13 protein-coding genes and 1 pseudogene are annotated in these 17,282 nt (G+C 48.6%); 7 read left to right on the top strand and 7 right to left on the bottom strand.

The genetic code is table 11. The features are described from left to right. Positions 1 to 14 precede the first annotated feature (14 nt). The 7 genes from FKM52_RS03850 (at position 15) to FKM52_RS03820 (ending at position 12,670) form a co-directional block, all read left to right on the top strand. Positions 15 to 587, top strand: coding sequence for an RBBP9/YdeN family alpha/beta hydrolase (locus tag FKM52_RS03850; RefSeq protein ID WP_141174876.1), 573 nt, complete (start codon positions 15 to 17; stop codon positions 585 to 587). Between the two features lie 57 nt (positions 588 to 644). Continuing rightward, positions 645 to 3,254, top strand: a complete 2,610-nt coding sequence (locus tag FKM52_RS03845; RefSeq protein WP_141174875.1) for a bifunctional aconitate hydratase 2/2-methylisocitrate dehydratase — start codon at positions 645 to 647, stop codon at positions 3,252 to 3,254. 107 nt (positions 3,255 to 3,361) lie between these two features. Continuing rightward, entirely contained in the window at positions 3,362 to 4,795 is a 1,434-nt protein-coding gene (locus tag FKM52_RS03840; protein ID WP_141174874.1) for an anion permease, read from the top strand. 553 nt (positions 4,796 to 5,348) lie between these two features. Beyond that, a complete protein-coding gene (locus tag FKM52_RS03835; RefSeq protein WP_141174873.1) occupies positions 5,349 to 7,055 on the top strand; it encodes a class I SAM-dependent DNA methyltransferase in 1,707 nt (568 codons plus the stop codon). After that, on the top strand, positions 7,045 to 8,331 hold the full coding sequence (locus FKM52_RS03830) for a restriction endonuclease subunit S (RefSeq protein WP_141174872.1): 1,287 nt from the start codon (positions 7,045 to 7,047) through the stop codon (positions 8,329 to 8,331). Before FKM52_RS03835 ends, FKM52_RS03830 begins: the two co-directional genes overlap by 11 nt. Further along, positions 8,324 to 9,520, top strand: coding sequence for a DUF4268 domain-containing protein (locus tag FKM52_RS03825; protein WP_141174871.1), 1,197 nt, complete (start codon positions 8,324 to 8,326; stop codon positions 9,518 to 9,520). The genes FKM52_RS03830 and FKM52_RS03825 overlap by 8 nt, the downstream gene beginning before the upstream one ends. Before the next feature lie 15 nt (positions 9,521 to 9,535). Continuing rightward, entirely contained in the window at positions 9,536 to 12,670 is a 3,135-nt protein-coding gene (locus FKM52_RS03820; RefSeq protein ID WP_141174870.1) for a type I restriction endonuclease subunit R, read from the top strand. 74 nt (positions 12,671 to 12,744) lie between these two features. On the opposite strand, the gene FKM52_RS03815 is transcribed toward FKM52_RS03820, so the two are convergent. The 7 genes and pseudogenes from FKM52_RS03815 to FKM52_RS03785 all read right to left on the bottom strand — a co-directional run bounded on the left by FKM52_RS03815 (position 12,745) and on the right by FKM52_RS03785 (position 17,247). Continuing rightward, on the bottom strand, positions 12,745 to 13,623 hold the full coding sequence (locus tag FKM52_RS03815; RefSeq protein ID WP_141174869.1) for a phosphorothioated DNA-binding restriction endonuclease: 879 nt from the start codon (positions 13,621 to 13,623) through the stop codon (positions 12,745 to 12,747). Positions 13,624 to 13,837: 214 nt separating this feature from the next. Continuing rightward, positions 13,838 to 14,121, bottom strand: a pseudogene (locus FKM52_RS21885) (integrase); the annotation flags it as partial. 320 nt (positions 14,122 to 14,441) lie between these two features. Next, complete coding sequence (locus FKM52_RS03805) at positions 14,442 to 15,239, bottom strand: helix-turn-helix transcriptional regulator (RefSeq protein WP_141174868.1); 798 nt, start codon at positions 15,237 to 15,239, stop codon at positions 14,442 to 14,444. A 114-nt stretch (positions 15,240 to 15,353) separates the two neighbouring features. Then, complete coding sequence (locus FKM52_RS03800; protein WP_001683517.1) at positions 15,354 to 15,629, bottom strand: type II toxin-antitoxin system RelE/ParE family toxin; 276 nt, start codon at positions 15,627 to 15,629, stop codon at positions 15,354 to 15,356. Between the two features lie 3 nt (positions 15,630 to 15,632). Beyond that, positions 15,633 to 15,881, bottom strand: a complete 249-nt coding sequence (locus FKM52_RS03795; protein ID WP_141174867.1) for a CopG family ribbon-helix-helix protein — start codon at positions 15,879 to 15,881, stop codon at positions 15,633 to 15,635. 76 nt (positions 15,882 to 15,957) lie between these two features. Next, on the bottom strand, positions 15,958 to 16,791 hold the full coding sequence (locus FKM52_RS03790; RefSeq protein WP_141174866.1) for a DUF4942 domain-containing protein: 834 nt from the start codon (positions 16,789 to 16,791) through the stop codon (positions 15,958 to 15,960). 114 nt (positions 16,792 to 16,905) lie between these two features. Further along, positions 16,906 to 17,247 carry a TA system toxin CbtA family protein gene (locus tag FKM52_RS03785; RefSeq protein ID WP_141174865.1) on the bottom strand — a complete coding sequence of 114 codons (342 nt, stop codon included), beginning with the start codon at positions 17,245 to 17,247 and terminating at the stop codon, positions 16,906 to 16,908. Between the last annotated feature and the right edge of the window lie 35 nt (positions 17,248 to 17,282).

Genomic DNA, 17,282 nt, shown 5'->3' with positions numbered 1-17,282 from the left:
AAGAGGATGACATTATGACGACACAACGTCTGGAACAGTTAAGCGAGCAGTTCACGATTATTCTGGTGCCGGGCCTGAGAGACAGTGACGAGCATCACTGGCAAAGTTGTTGGGGGCGTCGTTGTCCTTTTCTGAAGCGGATAATGCAACGCAACTGGCTGGAGCCTGATATCGAAACATGGATTTCCGCGATTCGTCGCGAGCTGGCTACCTGCCAGCTGCCCGCCATTCTGGTTGGACACAGCTTTGGCGCGCTGGCTTCCTGTCGGCTGGTGCAGACGCAAAAAATGAATATTGCGGGCATCGTTATGGTTGCCCCGGCCGAGCCATCCCTCTTCGAACTGGATGAGGCGGTGCTTCCCGAAAAACTGCCGACCGCCAGCCTGATGTTTGCGAGCCGCAACGATCCGCTAATGACCTTTAAGCGCGCGCAGTTTTGGGCGCAGTGCTGGGGGGCGCGCGTCATTGATATTGGCGAAGCCGGGCATATCAATACCGAGTCCGGATTTGGCGAGTGGAATTATGGTCTGGAGCAGCTGGCAGAATTTGGTGAAAGTCTGCAGCACGATATTAAAGAACATTTTTAAAACATCAACTATTAGGTGACCACTATTCAGGTAGGCAATATCTGATTCGGAGAGCATATGTTAGACGCTTATAATAAGCATGTACAAGAACGCGCTTTGCAAAATATTCCGCCTAAACCGTTAACGGCTGAACAAACGTCGGCATTAATTTCGGCGCTAAAGCACGGCGACGGTGATAATACAGGAACGTTGATTGAATTATTAATGCATCGCGTACCGCCGGGCGTCGATCCTGCGGCGAAGCTGAAAGCAGAATTCCTCGCTCAACAGATTAAAGATGAAACTTCGACAGGAATTATTGCTCCGCAACAGGCCATTGCTCTGCTGGGCACGATGCAGGGCGGTTATAATATTCAGCCGCTCATCGATTTGCTCGACCATCCGCAATGGGCCAGCCAGGCGGCAGAACAATTATGTACCACGCTGCTTATTTTCGAAAAGTTTAAGGACGTTGAAAAAAAAGCACAGCAGGGTAATGTCCATGCGCAAAAGGTTATTCAGTCGTGGGCCAATGCCGACTGGTTTACCCGCCGCCCGGAACTGGCTGAAAAAATCACCCTGAAAGTGTTTAAAGTCACTGGTGAAACCAACACCGATGATTTATCCCCTGCCCCGGAGGCCTGGTCACGCCCGGATATACCGCTGCACGCGCTTTCAATGTTAAGCAACCCACGCGACGGCGTAACGCCAGATGCGCCCGGTAGCCGTGGGCCGATAGAACAGCTGGCAACGTTGAAAAAAGCGGGTTACCCGCTGGTCTACGTTGGCGATGTTGTGGGTACCGGATCTTCACGTAAATCCGCCACAAACTCTATTCTCTGGCACATCGGCAACAATATTCCCTGGGTGCCCAATAAGCGAAACGGCGGCTTTGTCTTTGGCGGAAACATCGCTCCTATCTTTTTCAACACCCTTGAAGATTCCGGCGCGCTGCCTGTTGAAATGGACGTTTCCGGGCTGGAAACGGGGATGCTTATCGATCTCTATCCTTACCGGGGCGAGGTACGCGAAACCACCAGCCAGCGCCTGCTTGCCTCATTCTCCCTAAAAACGGACGTTTTACTCGATGAAGTCCGCGCCGGGGGGCGTATTCCGCTGATCGTTGGCAGAAGCCTGACCGCAAGGGCGCGTGAGTCGCTAAAGCTGGCGCCGTCCGACGTCTTTCGGCAGCCAAAAGCGCCGGCGCCGTCCAGTGCGGGCTTTACGCTGGCGCAGAAGATCGTTGGCCGGGCATGCGGCGTGGACGGAGTTCGTCCTGGGCAATACTGTGAGCCGAAAGTTACCACGGTTGGCTCTCAGGATACCACTGGCGGGATGACGCGCGATGAACTAACCGATCTCGCCTGCCTGAGCTTTTCCGCCGACCTGGTGATGCAATCTTTCTGCCACACTTCGGCCTATCCCAGGCCGGTAGATGTGAAGCTGCATGAAACGCTGCCTGAGTTTATCAGCCGCCGCAATGGCGTTGCGCTCAGGCCCGGCGACGGCATTATCCACTCCTGGCTTAACCGAATGCTGATTCCGGATACGGTCGGCACCGGAGCCGACTCCCACACCCGCTTCCCGCTGGGGATCTCTTTCCCCGGCGGTTCCGGACTGGTGGCTTTTGCCGCGGCTACCGGAATTATGCCGCTGGATATGCCGGAGTCTGTGCTGGTGCGTTTTACCGGTGAGATACAAAAAGGGATCACCCTGCGCGATCTGGTGCACGCCATTCCGCTCTATGCCATCAAACAGGGGTTACTGACGGTGGAGAAAAAAAATAAGATCAATATCTTTTCTGGCCGTATCCTGGAAATCGAAGGGCTGGGCATGCTGAAGGCGGAACAGGCTTTTGAACTGGCCGACGCCTCCGCCGAACGCTCTGCCGCCGCCTGCGTACTGCGTCTCGATGAAGAAAACGTGGCCGAATATTTGCGCTCCAATGCCGCCCTGCTGCGCTGGATGATCAGTCAGGGTTATCAAAACGCAGCGACGCTGGCGCGGCGTATCGCTGAAATCGAAGCCTGGCTGGAAAACCCGTCATTGCTGGTTGCCGATGACAACGCCGAATATGCTGCGGTAATTGAGATCGATCTGACAGAGATTACCGAGCCTGTCGTCTGCGCGCCCAATGATCCGGACGACGCCCGCCTGCTCTCCGACGTGGCAAATACCCCGATAGATGAGGTATTTATTGGTTCCTGCATGACAAATATTGGTCATTTCCGCGCCGCCGGAAAAATGCTTGCTGACGTCAGCAAAATTCCTGGCCGGCTTTGGCTGGCGCCGCCGACGAAAATGGATGCGCAGCAGCTTTGCAGCGAGGGATATTTTAATAAGTTTATTCATTCCGGCGCCCGCATCGAACCTGCCGGATGCTCGCTGTGCATGGGCAATCAGGCGCGGGTACGGCAAGGAAGCTATGTCGTCTCAACATCGACCCGTAATTTCCCGAACCGCCTGGGTACAGATGCGAAGGTATTTCTGGCATCGGCTGAACTGAGCGCCGTGGCGGCTATTATTGGCAAAATGCCGACCGTTAAACAATATTTCGAATATATGGATAAAATTCACGAAACGCGCGATGATACCTATCGCTATTTGAATTTCGATCAATTACCAGAGTATCAGTTAACCCCTCAGAAAAATAATATTATTAAAAGTTTTACCGAGCGGGATTTTTAAAGTAACAGATTAATTAAGCGTTAGTAAACCGCACTATAATACAGCAGAGACTTCTTTTGCACTGAAGCATCTGCTGCCAATGGCATAGCTTTTAGCTGAGGTGACTCATGTTGAAATCTAAAAAAGTTAAAATCATTATTCTGGTTTTTATAGTTTCATTAGCATTAATAATCCCTCCACCCGATGGATTAACGAAAGAAGCCTGGATTCTGGCGGGGATTTATCTGGCAGCGATTGTCGGGCTGGTAAGCAAGCCTTACCCGGAGCCGGTTATTATACTTTCGGCGATGGCATTGTCCTGTTTTACAGTAGGGCGCTTTGCCGATTCCCCCGTAAAATCGACGGATGTGTTGAGCGGTTATGCTTCAGGCACTACCTGGCTGGTTTTTAGCGCTTTTACGCTAAGCGCCGCCTTTGTGACAACGGGACTGGGAAAACGTCTGGCTTACTGGTTTATTTTAAAATTTGGTGGTACAACCCTGCGGCTGGGATACGTCACGGCTTTATTGGATTTAATTCTCTCCCCGGCCACGCCATCAAATACCGCGCGCGCTGGCGGCATCGTCTTCCCGATTATTAACAGTATTGCGCTGGCATTAGGCTCCACACCAAATGAAAGCCCGTGTAAAGCCGGACGTTTTCTTATGGTGAATGTTTATATGGTCACCAAAACCACCAGCTATATGTTCTTAACTGCTTTTGCCGGAAATGCCCTGGCGCTACAGTTAATTTCTGATATTTTCCAAATTCACCTGAGCTGGGCTGGCTGGGCGATAGCCGCTGTGCCGCTGGGACTATTGATGCTGGCAATTATTCCCTGGGTTGCTTATAAAATCGCGCGTCCGCAATTAACCAGCATCGATAATGTACAAATCGCTACGGCGGGTCTGAATGCACTGGGGCCGATAAGCGGAAAAGAGAAAGGACTAATTGTGGTGTTCATCTCAGCGCTGTTGGGATGGATCTTTTGCCGTTATCTGGGGCTTCATGAATCTTCCGTTGCCGTCATCGCCATGGCTGGAGCGCTTATTTTTAGTATCATTTGCTGGAATGATGTTCTGCAAAATAAGGGAGGATGGAATACGCTTATCTGGTACGGCGGAATTATTGGTCTCAGCGCCACCCTGAGTAAAGAAGGCTTTTTTAAGTGGCTGGCGGCGTTTATGTCTGAGCGCCTGGATTTCCTCGGTGCGGGGAACAGCACCATCGTCATTATTGTTTTTATAAGCATTATTGTGCGCTATATGTTCGCCTCCGGTGGCGCTTACGTGGCCGCAATGGTTCCCGTATTTGCCACCGTCGGACTGGTGACCGGAACCGCTCCCGTCCTTCTTGCTCTGGCAATTCTGTTTTCTAACTCCTACGGTGGTTGCATTACTCACTACGGCGGCGCGGCCGGCCCTATTATCTTTGCTGCAGGGTATAACGATATTAAATCATGGTGGATTATTGGTACTATCACTGCTTTACTGACGTTTATTCTCCATATGCTGATTGGTATTCCATGGTGGAATTTTTTAATAAACAATAAATTAATTTGAGGATGTAACCTTTTTCCAGGGTTATGTATCCGTTCGATATAATATAATTCCTCCACAAAGAATAAGCATATAAAAAGTAACGTAATTACAGTTAAAATCAAAAAATATTAATTTAATAGTGCTGATTAAAATGATTGATATGTTAAAAAAATGGGATTATTTTGATCACAGAAAAATTGAGATATTGCTGTGTCTGTTTGTTAAATCAGAATGCTTCCTGAAGAAGAGAGCGAGCTGGCAAGCCTGTGGGCAACCTTGAGATATTAAGCCTGCAACAGGCGGCGATTTACTACCGGCTTAAATGGAGTCAGGTTGCATCTATGGCTATCGCAAGATCTACCTCGACCTGCACAATACCAGGTAGCGAAATAAAAATACCGACATTTTGCGCTGAAAGTGCAAAAGAATAATCCTCCTTATCACAAGGTGTTGGTTCGGAATCTTGCCCTGCATCTTGGTATCGCGCTGACGTCAGGGTATGATCTCTGGCAATTTCCCTGCTTCTCCGCAACCTGGATCCCGAACCAGACACAAATGATTTCTTGAGGTTTTGATGAACAACGCTGAACAGCAATTTCTGAACGATCTGGATACTAAGTTCTGGAAAGCCGCAGATAAGCTACGCGCCAATATGGACGCGGCCAACTACAAGCATGTGGTGCTGGGGCTGATCTTTCTGAAGTATGTTTCAGATGCCTTTGACGCCCGTCAGAAGGAGCTGAGAGGGCTGTTTGAAGACAAGTCCAACCCGGACAACATTTACGCGCTTTCTCGTGATGATTACGACACGGAAGAGGCATACCAGCAGGCGATCGCAGAAGAGCTGGAAGTTCAGGATTACTACACTGAGAAAAACGTCTTCTGGGTGCCCAAACTGGCTCGCTGGGAAACGCTCAAAACCAACGCAGCTCTGCCTGTAGGGACGGTTCTGGGGAAAGACGATAGCGGCAAAGATATTGTCATGACGTCAGTATCGAAGCTGATTGATATCGCTCTGGATACTATCGAAAACAGCAACCCGAAACTGAAAAACATCCTTAACCGTATCGGGCACTATCAGCTTGGCAATGACCTATTAATCAGCCTGATTAACGTTTTCTCCGATACCAGTTTCAGCGAACCTAAATACAATGGCGTGAAGCTCAATTTGAAGAGCAAAGATATTCTCGGTCACGTTTACGAGTATTTCCTCGGTCAGTTCGCGCTGGCGGAAGGCAAGCAGGGCGGCCAGTACTACACGCCGAAAAGCATCGTCACGCTGATTGTTGAAATGCTTCAGCCCTATAATGGCCGTGTTTATGATCCAGCGATGGGTTCCGGTGGCTTCTTCGTTTCCAGCGATCGCTTTATCGAAGCGCATGCTGATGAAAAGCATTACAACGCTGCCGAGCAAAAGCGCAATATCTCCGTTTACGGGCAGGAGTCCAACCCTACCACCTGGCGTCTGGCTGCAATGAACATGGTGATTCGCGGCATCGATTTTAACTTCGGTAAACAGAACGCCGATACGTTCCTGAACGATCAGCACCCGGATTTACGTGCCGATTTTGTTATGGCGAATCCGCCATTCAACATGAAGGAGTGGTGGAGCAAAACGCTGGAAGAGGATGTTCGCTGGAAATACGGCACCCCGCCGCAGGGCAACGCCAACTTTGCCTGGATGCAGCATATGATCCACCATCTGGCCCCGAAAGGTTCAATGGCGCTGCTGCTGGCGAACGGTTCGATGAGTTCCAATACCAACAGTGAAGGTGAAATTCGTCGGGCGATTATTGAGGCGGATCTGGTGGAATGTATGGTAGCGCTGCCGGGTCAACTGTTTACCAACACCCAAATCCCGGCCTGTATCTGGCTACTGACCAAAGACAAATCAGGTGGTAACGGCAAAGCGCACCGTAAAGGTGAAGTGTTGTTTATCGACGCTCGCCAGATTGGCTTTATGAAAGACCGCGTATTACGCGACTTTTCGTCGGATGATATCAGGAAGATTGCCGATACTTTCCATGCCTGGCAGACGGATAAGGATTATGAAAATGAGGCTGGGTTCTGCTTTGCTGCCACGCTAGATGATATAAAGAAAAATGATTTTGTCTTAACCCCTGGGCGCTATGTTGGTGCTGCCGAGCAGGAAGAGGATGATGAGCCGTTTGCGGAGAAAATGACGCGACTGACGGCGCAGCTAAAAGAACAGTTTGAAAGCAGTGTGAAACTTGAAATGCAGATTAAGGCAAACCTTAAGGGACTTGGTTATGAATGCTAATTGGGAGATAAAAAAACTTGGAGACATAATAACATTACAGAGGGGTCATGATCTTCCTTCTCAGGATCGAACACATGGTCAAATACCAATTATGGGATCTTCAGGGATCACTGGTTATCATAATCAATTCAAAGCGAAAGGCCCCGGAGTAATTATCGGACGCAGTGGTAATTCCATGGGGCAGGTTTCTTATGTCTCAGAAAATTACTGGCCTTTGAATACTTGTCTTTATGTTTCTGATTTCAAGGGTAACTGCCCAGAGTTTATTTATTATTTTCTTAAACAAATAAATTTTGAACAGTTTAATTCTGGAAGCGCCCAGAAATCTTTGAATAGAAATGCTGTTTACCCTTTCGAAGTTAAATTCCCTACTTCCTACAAAATTCAGTCAGAAATTGCATCAACTCTCTTTGCTTTAGAGAATAAAATAAATTTAAATCAAGATATTAACCAAACCCTCGAACAAATGGCACAAGCCCTTTTCAAAAGTTGGTTTGTCGATTTTGAACCGGTAAAAGCCAAAATCGCGGTGCTGGAAGCAGGTGGTTCGCAAGAAGATGCAACGCTTGCTGCCATGACGGCGATTTCCGGAAAGGATACTGATTCATTGGCTGTATTTGAGCGAAAACATCCTGTAAAATATGCTGAACTTAGAGCTACAGCAGAGTTGTTCCCATCTGCAATGCAGGAAAACGAGTCAGGAGGGATTCCTGAGGGCTGGGCGTTAGAAAGCCTAGGGACAATCCTTGAACCTAAGAAAGGGAAAAATATAACAAAAAAAACTATCGAAGAAGGTGGTATTCCTGTCGTCGCTGGAGGTTTGGTACCAGCTTACTACCATAGTAAATATAATGTTACTGCGCCTGTGATAACTATAAGTGCTTCTGGAGCCAATGCTGGCTTTGTTAATTTATATCATTGTAATATTTGGGCTTCAGACTGTTCATATATAAATAAAATTCAAACACAGTTTGTATATTGTTTTTATACTCTACTCAAAATTAGACAGAAAGAAATTACCCATATGCAACAAGGAGCAGCCCAGCCTCATGTTTATCCTAAAGACATTATGAGGTTGAATATTGTGACACCGATAACAGCGCTATGGCAAAAACTAGAGGAAATTCTAACCAGTATCTATGAGAAGGTTGGTGTTAATACAACTCAAAATATGTACTTGGAACAACTCCGCGATACCCTACTCCCCAAACTCCTCTCCGGTGAAATCACCCTGCCGGAAGCCGAAGAATTAGCAAAGGAAGCTGACTATGTTTAAAGTCGATCAGCCCAGCAATAGCCTACAACCGCTCCAGGAAACCACTTTCACTAACGCGGGTTTCACCGAACGCTATCACTTGCAGGAATGGCTGGCGAAGCATCCGCAGGCATTGACTCGCAACAGTGATGATGAACTACTTATCATCCAGAAAGAGTTTGCCGGGTTTGACGACACCAAAGAGCGGCTTGATCTACTGGCGATCGATAAAGACGGTAATCTGGTGATCATTGAGAACAAACTCGATGATTCCGGGCGCGATGTCGTCTGGCAGGCGCTTAAATATGCGGGTTACTGTGCGAACCTGCGCAAAGAACACATCGTAGAGATCTTCCAGCGTTACCTTGATCAGAACGAACCAGAAGAAACGCGTCCTGCGGCTGACGTGCTGGCTGAATTTCTTGAGCACGATAGCCTGGAAGAGGTGCAAATTAACCAGAATCGTTCACAGCGTATCATGATGGTCGCAGCAAATTTCCGCAAAGAAGCAACCAATACCGCACTCTGGTTAATGCAGTTCAATATTCGCGTGCAGTGCTTTAAGGTCACACCTTACCGTTATGGTAACGATGTATTTATTGATATCAAGCAGGTTATCCCAACGCCGGAAGCGGAATCTTACATGATCGATATGGCGCAGAAAGAGGCTGAGGAGCAGTCCACGACTGGAGAATCCAAAGCTCGCCACCATTTACGTAAGGCGTTCTGGACCCAGGCTCTGGAGAAATTCCGCGTTAGCTCATGTTCACTCTACAATAATATCAGCCCATCAACCGACCACTGGTTAAGCGCGGGTTCTGGCATCAGTGGCGTTTCGTACAATCTTATCTTCAGCAAAAAAGAAATGAGAGTTGAGCTTTGGATTGCCAAACCTTCTGCGCAAACCAATACATTCGCATTTGACTGGCTTCATGAACGCAAATCTGCTATCGAAAATCGTTTTGGGCATGAAATAGTTTGGCAGGCCTTACCGGATAAGAAATCCTGTCGTATTACTTACAGAAAACCCATCAATGGCATCGCAGATCAGGAAAAGTGGCCGGAGATGGTCGACTGGTTGGTAGAACATATGACGACATTTGAAAAAGCCTTTTCAACATGTCTACCGGAACTTAATCAGTTGATTAAGCAGACCTTTAACGGGCATGATGAAGCTGAAATTATCACTGAAGAAGCCGAACACGTTTAACACAGGACGTTACCGATGCTAACCGAAGACGACTTAGAACAGCTTTGCCTGGGCTGGTTTGCCGAACAAGGCTGGGAAATTAATCACGGGCCGGATATTGCCCCGGATGGCAGTAACCCGCAACGCGCCAGTTATCATGATGTGTTCCTCACGCCCGTGTTGGCCTCCTGCCTGCAAAAAATCAACCCGCATCTGCCCGCAGACGTCTTCGAACAGGTTATCTCCCGTATTACTCGCGCTGAAAGCCCTGATCTGATTGCCAGTAACAAAGCCTTCCATCACTGGCTGCTGGAAGGGGTTCCGGTACAATACCGCCGCGACGAAGAACTTATCCACGATCACGCTCTGCTGGTGGATTTTAACCAGCCGCAAAACAACCGTTTTATGGTGGTCAATCAAATGACCATCAGCGGGACGAAACAGCCTCGTCGCCCGGATATCATCTGCTTTATTAACGGACTGCCGCTGGCGGTGGTGGAACTGAAAAGCCCCATCGACGACAAAGTAGATATCTGGGATGCCTACCACCAGTTACAGACCTATAAAGATGAAATTCGCGATCTGTTTATCAGCAATGAAGCGCTAATTGTCAGCGATGGCTATCTGGCGCGTGTGGGTTCCCTGACGGCCACGGAAGAACGTTTTATGCCGTGGAAGACCATCAGCAATGAAAATGATAAGCCGTTGCTGGAATGGCAACTGGAAACTATGGTGCGTGGGTTCTTTAACCGGGAGCTGCTGCTCGACTATATCCGTTACTTCGTCCTGTTCGAGAACAACGATGAAAGGCTGATTAAAAAAATAGCCGGTTATCACCAGTTCCATGCGGTGCGCGAGGCCGTGCAGGCGACAATTGTCGCTGCTACCGGTAAGCAACTGGCCCTGCACAGCAACATTCAGCCTGGCAGTAAGAAAGCAGGTGTGGTCTGGCATACACAAGGTTCCGGTAAAAGCATCTCCATGTGTTGTTATGTCGGCAAACTGCTACAACAGCCGGAGATGGGCAACCCAACGATTGTGGTCGTAACCGATCGTAACGATCTGGACGGCCAACTTTACGGCACATTCTGCCAAGCGCAGGAACTGCTCAAACAGATGCCGGTGCAGGCGGAGGACCGCGAAGCACTGCGTGAACTGCTTGCGACCCGTGATGCTGGTGGCATTATTTTTACCACTGTGCAGAAGTTCTCCCCGGAGGAAGTGGAAAACGCCCATCCGGTACTCAATGGACGCAGTAACATCGTTGTTATTTCCGATGAAGCGCACCGCAGCCAGTACGGCATGAAAGCCAACCTGGACCGGGAAACCGGCATCTATAAATACGGTTACGCTAAACATATGCGCGACGCGCTGCCTAACGCCTCGTTTCTGGGATTCACCGGAACACCGGTTTCGGCAGAGGATCGCGATACCCGCGCTGTATTTGGTGATTACGTCTCAATTTACGATATTCAGGATGCGGTGGACGATGGAGCAACGGTGCCTATTCACTACGAATCCCGGCTGGCGAAACTCGATCTCAATCATGAAGAACTGGCGGCGCTCTCCGATCAAGTTGATGAGTTGATTGAAGATGATGAGCTGGACCTGCGTGAAAAAACCAAAGGTGAATGGAGCCGTCTGGAGAAACTGGTTGGTGCAAAACCACGGCTTCAACAGATTGCCGCCGATCTGATTTCCCACTTTGAGAAGCGCAATACCGTAATGGACGGCAAGGCGATGATTGTCGCGATGAGCCGAGAAATCTGCGTCCATCTTTACGATGAAATTATCGCGCTACGCCCGGAGTGGCACAATGACGATCCTGAAAAAGGACAAATCAAAATCGTGATGACCGGTACAGCGTCCGATAAGGCAATGCTGCAACCGCATATCTACAACAAGCGAACTAAAAAACGACTAGAGTCACGCTTCAAGAATGTGAACGATCCGCTGAAGCTGGTGATTGTGCGCGATATGTGGCTGACCGGCTTCGACGCCCCTTGCTGCCACACTATGTATATCGACAAACCAATGCGCGGACATAACCTGATGCAGGCCATTGCCCGCGTCAACCGGGTATTTAAAGATAAACCCGGCGGGCTGGTGGTTGATTACATCGGAATAGCCAATGAACTGAAACTAGCGCTGAAAACCTATACCGATGCAAACGGTAAAGGCGATGCGACCATTAATGCCGAAGAAGCGCTGGCAATCATGCTGGAAAAGCTGGACATCATCCACGGTATGTTTGCCAAAACAGCAACGTCAGCGGGTTTTGACTACACCGGCTTTGAAGCTCACGCACAAAAGCTGTTGGTGCCTGTTGCAAACTACGTGCTCGGCCTTGAGGACGGTAAGAAGCGTTTTCTTGATAACGTACTGGCAATTACTAAAGCCTGGTCGCTTTGCTGTACGCTGGACGCGGCGCAGCCTTATAAACTGGAGATTGCTTTCTTGTCTGCGGTGAAGGCCGCTATCAGTAAATTCACCAGCGTGGACAAAAAAATAAGCCAGGCCGAGAAGAACTCCGCACTGAAACAGATTCTGGATAATGCCGTAATTGCTAATGGCGTGGATGATATTTTCACGCTAGCCGGGCTGGATAAGCCCAATATTGGCTTACTTTCTGATGAGTTTTTGCAGGAAGTCCACGATATGCCATATCGCAACCTGGCGGTAGAATTGCTGGAAAAACTGATTAATGATGGTATCCAGTCCCGAACTAAAAATAACGTAGTGCAGGAGAAGAAGTATTCTGAACGTCTTCAGGCAGTGTTGATTAAATACAACAACCGAGCTATTGAGACGGCGCAGGTGATTGAAGAGCTGATCCAGATGGCGAAGGATTTTCAGTCCGCAATGGCGCGTGATGATGCACTTGGCCTGAATCCTGACGAAATCGCCTTCTACGACGCACTGGCAGAAAACGAAAGCGCCGTTCGTGAGTTGGGGGATGAGGTACTTAAGAAGCTGGCGATAGAAGTGACGCTGAAGCTGCGGCAATCCACAACGGTGGACTGGCAAGTGCGCGAAAGCGTTCGTGCAAGGTTGCGTATTCTGGTTCGACAGACTCTGCGTCGGTATAAATATCCGCCAGATAAAACAGCGGGTGCGGTGGAGTTAATTTTAAAACAAGCGGAAGTTATTTCGAATCATTGGACGATGTGAATTTCAGGTTGACAGCATCTTGCTGTCAACCTCGTTACTGACCTAATAATATAACGAAAAAAAATCAGTCCATTTCAGATTCTCTCTCCTCTGAACACCTCTTCCCTATGCCACTCCACAAACCGCTCGCCCGGATAATTTTCTTTAATCGGTGGCAACGCAATCGCCTTTCCCGCAAAATCCCAGAACAATCGCTGTACCACCCCACCACCATTTACCGCGTCGGAAACCATCACACGCATATTTTCATCCAGGCCAATCGAGCCACGATCAAACGCTTTATGATGGATCGCACACAGTGCCAGGCCATTGGATACTTCACAAGGGCCATGATGTTGCTTCCATCTGATATGGGCAGCTTCAAGAGCAATCGGCGCATTATCGTGACGCATGTTGAAGCCGCAGATCGCGCACTGATAATTGTAAGCACGTAGCACCATCTGGCGGAACTTTGGATCACGTTTACGGAGAGAGGTGCGAATATCAAAACCCATCTCATCAGCGATGTCTTCCTGAATACTGGCCGGGAAATGCTCCTCCAGGAGCTGCTGCGCCAGCGTATCAATTAACCTGTGATTTTTTGCCACCAACGCAAAATTATCGGCATCAAACCCACCCGCGACATTATATTCGATCAGTTCACGTCGGGGCGGCTGGCGGCTACCATTGGTTGAGCACAGTTCCGCGTTTTGTAGTTCCCAGAAGCCATCGCCCTTCAGACGCCAGAACGGCATGTCTGGGCGCTGGTCACGGCGCTGCGGTCCATAACGTTCCAGGAGATCCAATAGGGGCTCGTAGATTTCAGAACCATAGTTAAACAGGCGATCGTGACCCTGCCGATAGTGTGAGAGGACGTGCAGCAGCAATAATGGCTTATGTGGCGCACGCTGTTCGCCTTTGCGCCAAATAGTAATATTTGATATCGCTTGCTTTAGGGTTTTGTCAGAGGTCATCGCGTTGGAGAATCCATGAGCACATATTTGCGATGATGCTTGCAACTATATGTACATTCAAGGCGTTATTGCAGACATCTTTTTTGTCTGTCGGCTCTTTACCTGGCAGGTAGTTTTCTGATAACACGGTAAAAAATACTGTTACCAACCAGTCCTAATTGGGCAGGTTGGTCGTTTTTATTTAAGCATCAACCGAGAAATAAAGGCACTCAACTCATTCGTCATTACCCCGGTTGCTCTTCAAATAGTCAAACGGCGTAATCCCTTTTTCCCGGTTCGCATTCAGAAAATCAGCCCACCACTGCAACATTAACTTGCGCTCATCCAGATGTTCCGCTTTATGGATACGCTGCCCTCACCGAATTGCATGCCATATGGCTCATCTGCCTTTCCAAAACATCTCTTGACCACACCCCCTGACTCAATCAACGAACTACAGGCCATTGTGCGAAAGCCGTAACCGCAAACCTCAACTTTAGCGTCATGGCCCATCACCTGAGCGCACTGTTTACTCCCTGTTGGTACAAGCATTATCGAACCGGAAATACCATCATCTGTACCAACATGTGTTGGCGGATGTACGTTGAAGCCGGTTGATCTTGAGAGAGTTAATATAGCGAAAAGATAGGTAACTGCTGGATTTCAGGCACAAAAAAAGACGTCCGTTGACGTCTATTGATGTTCCGATGGTGCGAAGGCCGCACCGCGATTATCAACATAACCCGTTGAAGTAAATAAGATTACAAAACAAGAGAACCGCTACATATACTCACATGTATACTCATGCGCGATTCTCTGAAAACGCAGCTAACTTAAAATCACTCCTCATCTTCTTCCACAGGCTCCAACGCATCAAATGCGACTCGCACCATAGCGATTGAACCAATACGGATAAAAGCATCCTCTCCATCTTCGTCGGTTATCATATAACGATCCGTTGTTTCAGGCTCACAATCCAGCGTTTCAAAGAACGCATTCAACTGACCGATTTCGTCCATCTCTTCATTTTCTGCCACATCAGGTTCAACACTCAGCGGTATCTCTGGTCCACCGTTTACCAGCGTGATATGGACATTAAAATAATCGTCTTCGTAATCCTCATCTTCTTCGCTCACAATAGGGGCAAAGCCATCAGACAGGAACTGATGAAATACCACTTCACGCATATTTAACGCATAACGATACTCAGAAGAATCAAAAACGAAGAAGCGTTCTGTGTTTGGGGCGGCTTTTTCCTGAAAATAATAATAAAACCTCCGTTTATCCGCAGCTGAAATGGGCAACAACAAATAGTCCTGTTGTCCCTGTAGCCAAAGTTTTACGGTCCAGAGACCGCTATCCATTTCAATGCCGCTTGTGGCTATCACCTCAAGATCTTCATCGGTTTTACGGCGCTTCTTGCGGAAGTCGTTTATCAACCGATCGCTTTCCGGAAACACTACATTTAGAGGCTTATCCAGGGCATTGGATATTGCCTGTGCGAGACTCAGCTTTGCAGCGACTTTCCCGGTTTCGATACGCTGTATTTGCTGCTGGCTGGTGCCAACCATAAACGCCAGCTCGCGCTGGGTGATAGATAGCTCGGTACGGAGCTGTTTGATGTTGTTCTGTAACATGGCATCCATCCTTCAGAAGGAGTAGAAAGTGCCATTAAAACACAAAATTGAGTAAAAACACAAAACCGTGTTTTTACTCGCTAATCAACACTCGTGGACGAAAAGAAAATCTTTTCATCGTTCTTCTCTGGTATGCCAGAGATCCACAATATAGATATCATTGTCACGGAGTTCGTAGTGAACCTCGTAATCATCGAATAATACTTTTCGAACTTCCCGAGGTTCATACCGAGTCTGCTGTACGCCGATTGCCGGATGCGCTGTAAGGCCAGCGCAGCCAGTAATCAGGCGATCCAAAACGTCATCGGCGTGCTGGCGGCTATACTGAAGGGCGAAACGGTAGATACGTTCCAGGTCATCCTGAGCTTTAAGCGTCCAGTAAATTTCCATCTATCAGGCTTTCTTTAAACGGTTAGCGAAATCCACCATGTCCGAATGACTCACCACACGACCGGCATCCACATCGGCAAGACCGGCCTGGATGCTCTGGTGACGCCGTTCTCTTTCGGCCAGCATACTGGTCAACGCTTCCTTAATAATCCAGCTTTTAGAACGATCTAACTCAATTGCCAGATTTTCAACGGCAGCAGCCAACTCAACGGGTATCTGTGCGCTGATGGTTTGTTTAGTAAGCGAACCCATAGGGATTACCTCCTTTAATAACATTTAATAACTCCTATTAAGATTAGCATAGAGGTGCCTATAAAAACATCACATCTCATTTCGCAGGCAACATCCCCGGAAAGTGCTTCGCCACGATGTCATTCATCTTCTCCACCAGATCAAGGCGTTTAAACGTGATATGTCCGCTGCCCTTCTGAAAGTAGCGAATAGTAAATAGCTCATCCTCAAAGACCTGCTGATGCGGGTTATCGCGAATAAAATCCATCAGCCGGATAGTCACATCGTGCCGGTTATCGGGAATGGTTTTACCATCCAGCAGGAACAACATGCGCTCCAGATCGGCTAACTGATCGCGCCGCCAGCCCCAGTTCAGACTGAAGCCCCATCTGTCATACTTCACCAGATTGTTGACGATAATCTTCTTACCGAAACAACAGGGATTGTTGGTTTTGTAGTCCCAGCTTAACCCTTTAAATACATTGATAATCCCACGTTCGAAAACATCCTGCTTATTGTGGTGGAGTTGTTCAAATGTACTCAGGATGTTGGCTTCGCTAATAGCCGGGAGATCGCCCTCCTCCAGGTTCTTCGCCCACTGACTGCGGGCCTCGGCATCCATCAGAGTCAACAACCCGGACTTCAGCATGAGATCGCGCCAGATACTGCGGTCGATATTGCGGGTAATCACCGGCATCGCTTTATCTACTGGCTGCATCAGCCAGCAGTCAAAGGAATGGCCCTGTCGCATCGCCCAATGCTCCGCCACATCACCACCGATGCTGGAAGTTAGCCGTGAGATATCATCAAGCTTATGGATCAGGATTTCTATCAGACTCAGCGCAGCATCACGTCCTGTGACGATGCGTTCAATACTGGTTGAGCAAATTAGCTCATTATGGTCAGTTAAGACTTCAGCTTCTGTTTGCATGATTTTTGTCCGTATAAAAGCAAACACGCCTGCCGGGAGTGGCAGGCGCATTATGCAATGAGTAAATAAGGAAGACAGATCGGGAATGTAATTCGGGAAGGAGGCTCGCAAGATTTACAATGCTGCGATGTTACGGCTACGCCGTAACAGACCCGTTGCCTGTCGCGCCCGCAAAATGTCTACAGCCCGCAGGTAGGGCGATTGTTCCTGCCAGCTAAATCCCCTGCGATCGATACGAACCAGCTCGTACTTTTCCACCAGAAAGTTAACGGCATCAGCCAGTGTGATACCGGCGTCGATATGCTCCTGAATCACGCCGTCGTTGCCAAACGGCGTGTCGTTGAGCGTCAGACCGTAGTGGCGATCCAGCAGGTGGCCCAGAAGCCGTTGCCAGATCTCTACGGGGGACGGGCGTGAAGAAGCCTCCCGCGTTGGGGATAATGACTGGGTTTGCATAAGGTAATGCTCCTGAATTAAGGCGGTTTGAAAAG

The organism is Mixta tenebrionis (assembly GCF_006517625.1).
Taxonomy (GTDB): domain Bacteria; phylum Pseudomonadota; class Gammaproteobacteria; order Enterobacterales; family Enterobacteriaceae; genus Mixta; species Mixta tenebrionis.
The sequence above is the reverse complement of the archived record's forward strand: the minus strand, read 5'-3'. Positions and strand labels throughout refer to the sequence as shown.

Bases quoted from the DNA above. Each gene is read 5' to 3' on its own strand.
- FKM52_RS03820 (WP_141174870.1), top strand. From the start codon at position 9,536: ATGCTAACCGAAGACGACTTAGAACAGCTTTGCCTGGGCTGGTTTGCC.
- FKM52_RS03825 (WP_141174871.1), top strand. From the start codon at position 8,324: ATGTTTAAAGTCGATCAGCCCAGCAATAGCCTACAACCGCTCCAGGAA.
- FKM52_RS03805 (WP_141174868.1), bottom strand. From the start codon at position 15,239: ATGTTACAGAACAACATCAAACAGCTCCGTACCGAGCTATCTATCACC.
- FKM52_RS03840 (WP_141174874.1), top strand. From the start codon at position 3,362: ATGTTGAAATCTAAAAAAGTTAAAATCATTATTCTGGTTTTTATAGTT.
- FKM52_RS03845 (WP_141174875.1), top strand. From the start codon at position 645: ATGTTAGACGCTTATAATAAGCATGTACAAGAACGCGCTTTGCAAAAT.
- FKM52_RS03850 (WP_141174876.1), top strand. From the start codon at position 15: ATGACGACACAACGTCTGGAACAGTTAAGCGAGCAGTTCACGATTATT.
- FKM52_RS03800 (WP_001683517.1), bottom strand. From the start codon at position 15,629: ATGGAAATTTACTGGACGCTTAAAGCTCAGGATGACCTGGAACGTATC.
- FKM52_RS03790 (WP_141174866.1), bottom strand. From the start codon at position 16,791: ATGCAAACAGAAGCTGAAGTCTTAACTGACCATAATGAGCTAATTTGC.
- FKM52_RS03835 (WP_141174873.1), top strand. From the start codon at position 5,349: ATGAACAACGCTGAACAGCAATTTCTGAACGATCTGGATACTAAGTTC.
- FKM52_RS03815 (WP_141174869.1), bottom strand. From the start codon at position 13,623: ATGACCTCTGACAAAACCCTAAAGCAAGCGATATCAAATATTACTATT.
- FKM52_RS03830 (WP_141174872.1), top strand. From the start codon at position 7,045: ATGAATGCTAATTGGGAGATAAAAAAACTTGGAGACATAATAACATTA.
- FKM52_RS03785 (WP_141174865.1), bottom strand. From the start codon at position 17,247: ATGCAAACCCAGTCATTATCCCCAACGCGGGAGGCTTCTTCACGCCCG.
- FKM52_RS03795 (WP_141174867.1), bottom strand. From the start codon at position 15,881: ATGGGTTCGCTTACTAAACAAACCATCAGCGCACAGATACCCGTTGAG.